We start from the raw sequence: 4,852 nt of genomic DNA, 5'->3' as shown, positions 1-4,852 counted from the left end.
CTGCCCACGGCACCCTGCGCGTGGCCGAGGTGGCCCGCGGCACCGTCCAGCTGGAGACGAACTACGGCGCCATCGAGGTCGGCGTCCGCGAGGGCACGGCCGCCTGGCTCGACGCCAGCTCGGGCTCCGGCCAGGTCCGCAACACCCTCACCGCGTCCGACGCCCCGCAACAGAGCGAGGACACCGTCAAGATCCGCGCCCGCACCCGGCACGGCAACATCGACATCCGCCGCGCCACGGCCTGAACACCTCCACACCCCGCACCAGCCCCAACTCACCCACTCCGCCAGCCACTTGCCGCGGCGGCCCGACGCCGACCCGGGCACAACAGATCTGAAGGAGAAACATGTCCATCAACCTTTCCACCCAGGGGCAGGATCGCCCGGAGCTGCAGAAGGCGATCGAGGAGATCGTCGAGTCCGGTTTCGTCGGGGTGCAGCTGCGGGTGAACGACGAGCAAGGCGAGTGGGTCGGCAGCGCCGGGGCATGCGAGCTGGGCCAGAGCGCCAAGCCGCTGACCAACGGGCACTTCCGCACCGGCAGCACCACGAAGAACTTCGTTGCGACCTCGGTGCTCATGCTGGTGGCCGAGGGCAGGATCGGCCTGGACGCCCCGGCCGATGACTACCTGCCCGAGTTCGGGCTGGACCGGCGGATCACGGTGCGGATGCTGCTGCAGCACACCAGCGGGATCTTCAACCACACCGGCGAGCTCTACGAGGACGGGACATTCGCGCCGGGGATCCCCATGCCCTACGGCATCACGGGCAAAGAGTGGGTGAACAGCCGGTTCAAGACCTACCGGCCGGAGGAGCTGGTACGGCTGTCATTGTCCAAGCCGGTGCGGTTTGCGCCGGGGACGGGCTGGAGCTACGCCAACACCAACTACGTGCTGGCCCGGCTGGTGATCGAGAAGGTCACCGGCCGTTCGTTCGCCGAGGAGCTGCAGCGGCTGATCCTGGGGCCGCTGGGGATGACCGGCACCGTGGCGCCGGGCACCTCGTCGGAGATCCCCGAGCCGCTCAACCACAGCTACTACCGCTATGAGGACGCCGGGCAGGAGAAGACGGTCGATATCACCCGTCAGAACCCCTCCTGGGTTTCGGCCGGTGGTGACATGATCTCGACCACTCAGGATCTGCACACGTACTTCTCCGCACTGATGGGCGGCAAGCTCCTGCCGGCCGAGCTGCTGGCCGAGATGCGTACGCCGGAGGCGAAGGTCGGCTACGGCCTGGGGGTGTTCGCGCAGGACACGGGCCCGGGCGGCGGCACCATCTTCCACCACAACGGCGCCAACGGGGGCTCGGCGGCGCTGATGTACAGCACACCCGACGGCAGCAAGACCCTGACCGCCGGGCTGAACTGTGTGGACGACGCCGACCTGTCGATAGCAACCGCATTCCAGAACGCCCAACAAAGGCTCGTCAACGAGGTGTTCTGCGGCGGGCAGGCCGGTCCGGCGCAGACGACGGATTGAACACCTGGGACCCGTACGCCTCGAGGGGCGCCCCCTTCCGGTCGTGCATCAGGTAGAACGCCGAACCGGGGCCACGCCGAGCTCAACGAGCTCGGCGTGGCCCGTCCACATGCTCGGCCTGGTGGAGGAGTCGGAACGTGACAGCTCTGGTTACCGACGGTACGGATCGGCCGGCCTGTTGCTGGTGGAGGACCAGGCCGCAGGTGTCGCATTCGTACGTCCGGACGTGCAGCGGCAGCTTGGCTTTCACCGCGCCGCACCCCGAACAGGTCTTGGAAGAGGGGTACCAGCGGTCGGCGACCACCATGTGGGTGCCGTGCCTCTGGCGGGTCTTGTAGTCGAGCTGGTGGCGGATCTCGCCGAATCCGGCGTCGGTGATCCTGCGGGCCATGCGCCGGTTCTTCAGCATCCCGGCGACGTTGAGGTCTTCGACCACGACGGTGCCGTACTCGGCCGTCACGCTCGTGGTCAGCTTGTGCAGGGCATCAGCGCGGAGGTTCGCGACCTGGTGATGCAGCTTGTTGTAGGCGGCGTTGGCCTTCTCCCACCGCTTCGACGGCTTGCGGCCGGTCCTGCGGTCGGGACCCTGGCGGCGGGACACGACGCGGGACGCGCGGCGCAGTTGCTTCAGCGTGTGGTCGTAGTGGCCGGGGTTGGGGACAGTACGGATCTCGCCCGTCGAGTCGGCCATCACGGCGAGGGTCTTCACCCCGAGGTCGACGCCGACCGCAACGTTCGGGCGGGCCACACGGGTGATCTCCCGCGCGACTTCGACCTGGAAGGAGACGAACCAGCGTCTCCGCTCGTGCCGGACGGTCGCGGACAGGATGCGGGCGGTCCCGGCCTGCACACGGCGGAGGAGTTTGCCGGTGGGCTCATGGGTGCGGATCGTGCCGAGCCGGGGCAGGGTGACGTGCCGGCCGTCGCGGTCGACGCGGATCGTGCCGGTGGTGAACCGGCAGGCACGGCGCGCTTTCCTCTTCGGCTTGAACCGCGGCGCACCCATCTTCCGGCCGCGCCGCTTGCCCTGCCGGGACTTGGCGTAGTTGTCGAACGCGGCGGCGGCGTTCGCCAGACCCGTGCAGTACGCCTCTTTCGAGTTCTCCTCCCACCAGCCGGCGAACCCGGGGTCGGCGTGCTTGGCGGCGTTGAACGCCTTCCGCAGCGCAGGCAGCGACCACGGCCGCCACTCGGTCAGCTGCGCCTCGGGTACGCCGTAGGACTCCTCGGCCTTGCGCTGCCACCACGAGGCCATCACCCAGCCGACAGCCCAGTTGTACGCCGCGCGGGCCGCACCGCAGTGCGAACGCAGCGCGGCTTCCTGGCCGGCGTTCGGGTCGAGCGCGAACCGGTACGCCTGCACCACGAACCCGGGCTGCGGCTGGAACTTCTTCACTCGGCGGCCTCGGTCGCCACGGCCACCGCGCGGGCGGCACGGTTCTTCGCCGCCCGTCGCCCGTACAGGCGCGCACACATCGACGTCAGCACCTCGGTGATGTCCCGTACCAGGTCGTCGGTGGTCTCGGCGGGGTCGAGGACGACCAGGCGCCGCCCGGACGCCGACAGCACGGCTTCGAGGTGCTCGACGCCGAACCGGGCCAGCCGGTCACGGTGCTCGACCACGACCACAGCGGCGGACGGGTCGGACAGGACTCGGTGCAGCTTGCGACGCCGCCCGTTCAGCCCCGAGCCGACCTCCGTCACGACCTCCGCGACTGCCAGGCCCAGCCGGTTCGCGTCGGCCACGACCCGGGCCGCCTGCCGGTCCAGATCGGCCTTCTGATCAGCGGACGACACTCGGCAGTACGCCACCACCGCCCGGACAACTGGACGGCGGGCTTCATCGACCAGCCACGTCCCGGACGGCGCCTGGCGGACCGGGACAGGCATCTTCCCGTCCTTCACCCACCGCCAAGCGGTCTGGTAACTCACGCCCTGCTGGCGCGCCCACTCCGAAAGCTTCACACGATCAAGATATACAACTGGATATGACTATGAATGACTAAATGACGTCCCGTAAGCGGATGTTGGGTAAGGCTGGAGTGCGCCTGGGCGAGGTGGGGCTACCCGGCAAGGGCCAGGTTGTGCAGCCTGGCCACGCCGAGGACGGCCTGGTGGACACCGTCGCCGCGTAAACGGCAGTCGCGGAGGATCTTGTAGGTCTTCATCCGGGAGAAGGCGTGCTCGACGCGGGCTCTGGCCCGCCGGTGGACGGCGTTATCGGCTTGCTGCTCAGGCGTGAGCGGTTGGTCTTTACGCGGCCAGTGCGGGATGAGGGCGGGTGTACCGCGATAGCCACCGTCGCCGAGGACAGGCGCGTTCTTCACAGCGCGGTCCACGCCCGATTCCCGGTAGGCGCGAGCGTCGTGGCGGTTGCCGGGCAGTGGGCGTCCGGCCGCCACGACCAGCCGTGTGTTGGCGTCGATGACAACCTGGTGGTTGGTGGAATAGCGGTAGTTCTTGCTGGAAGCGGCCACGCTCCTGTCGCGGGTCGGGACCAGGGTGCCGTCCACGATCAGGACCGTGTCGGCCGGGTGCCGGCGCCGGACCGGGGCCAGAGCAAGAAGTGGAGCGATGTGGTCGATGACCCGGTCCGCTGCCGACTTCGAGATCCCGAACAGAGGCCCCAGCTGCCGCATCGTCAGGTTCGTCCGCCAGTACGCCGCCACCAGCAAAATGCGGTCCTCCAGAGGCAGGGCCCACGGTCGGCCGCCGGTGGGATTGCCCCCACCCCGACGCCGCACGAGCACCACAAGCTTGCGGAACTGTCGCTCGTTGAGTCCCGCGAACAGACCAACCCACTCCGGCTCAGCCGCCGTCACCACAGCATCCACACCAAGATCGTCACATGCCTGAGCAGGGCTTACGGGACAGCGTTTAGTGTCCTGCGCCAGAGATCCGTCGGCAGAAGCGGGCCAGGGAGTCCAGGATTTCCTCGGCTGTCTTGGTCCAGATGAACGGCTTGGGGTCTTCGTTCCAGTCCTTGACCCACTTGCGGATGTCGGCTTCCAGGGCCTGGATGTTCTTGTGGGCGCCGCGCCGGATCATCTGGTGGGCCAGGTAGTCGAACCACCGCTCGACCTGGTTGATCCAGGAGGAGCCGGTCGGGGTGAAGTGCAGCTCGAACCGTGGGTGTTTGGCCAGCCAGGCCTTGATCGCGGGGGTCTTGTGGGTGCCGCAGTTGTCCACAATCAGATGGATCTGCAGGTGTGCGGGGACCTCCTTGTCGATCCGGATCAGGAACTTCTTGAACTCCACGGCCCGGTGCCGGCGGTGCAGGGCACTGATGACCTCGCCGGTGGCGACGTCGAACGCGGCGAACAAGGTGGTCAGGCCGTTGCGCACGTAGTCGTGGGTGCGCCGCTCGGGCAT

5 protein-coding genes and 1 pseudogene are annotated in these 4,852 nt (G+C 68.3%); 2 read left to right on the top strand and 4 right to left on the bottom strand.

The genetic code is table 11. The features are described from left to right. Positions 1-245 (top strand): annotated as a pseudogene (locus tag GAS53_RS54495) (DUF4097 family beta strand repeat-containing protein); the annotation flags it as partial. 101 nt (positions 246-346) lie between these two features. After that, entirely contained in the window at positions 347-1,480 is a 1,134-nt protein-coding gene (locus GAS53_RS54490; protein ID WP_151485248.1) for a serine hydrolase domain-containing protein, read from the top strand. 82 nt (positions 1,481-1,562) lie between these two features. On the opposite strand, the gene tnpB is transcribed toward GAS53_RS54490, so the two are convergent. From tnpB to GAS53_RS54465, 4 genes are all read right to left on the bottom strand, one after another. Further along, positions 1,563-2,876, bottom strand: coding sequence for an IS607 family element RNA-guided endonuclease TnpB (tnpB, locus tag GAS53_RS54480; RefSeq protein WP_225859725.1), 1,314 nt, complete (start codon positions 2,874-2,876; stop codon positions 1,563-1,565). After that, on the bottom strand, positions 2,873-3,445 hold the full coding sequence (locus GAS53_RS54475; protein ID WP_151485247.1) for an IS607 family transposase: 573 nt from the start codon (positions 3,443-3,445) through the stop codon (positions 2,873-2,875). The genes tnpB and GAS53_RS54475 overlap by 4 nt, the downstream gene beginning before the upstream one ends. A 98-nt stretch (positions 3,446-3,543) precedes the next feature. Then, positions 3,544-4,314: a transposase gene (locus tag GAS53_RS54470; protein ID WP_151485246.1), complete on the bottom strand. Its 771-nt coding sequence runs from the start codon at positions 4,312-4,314 to the stop codon at positions 3,544-3,546. A 43-nt stretch (positions 4,315-4,357) separates the two neighbouring features. Continuing rightward, on the bottom strand, positions 4,358-4,852 hold a 495-nt coding region (locus GAS53_RS54465; protein WP_151485245.1), incomplete at its 5' end, for an IS630 family transposase.

The sequence above is a fragment of the Streptomyces albicerus genome (assembly GCF_008905045.1).
GTDB lineage: Bacteria > Actinomycetota > Actinomycetes > Streptomycetales > Streptomycetaceae > Streptomyces > Streptomyces albicerus.
The sequence above is the reverse complement of the archived record's forward strand: the minus strand, read 5'-3'. Positions and strand labels throughout refer to the sequence as shown.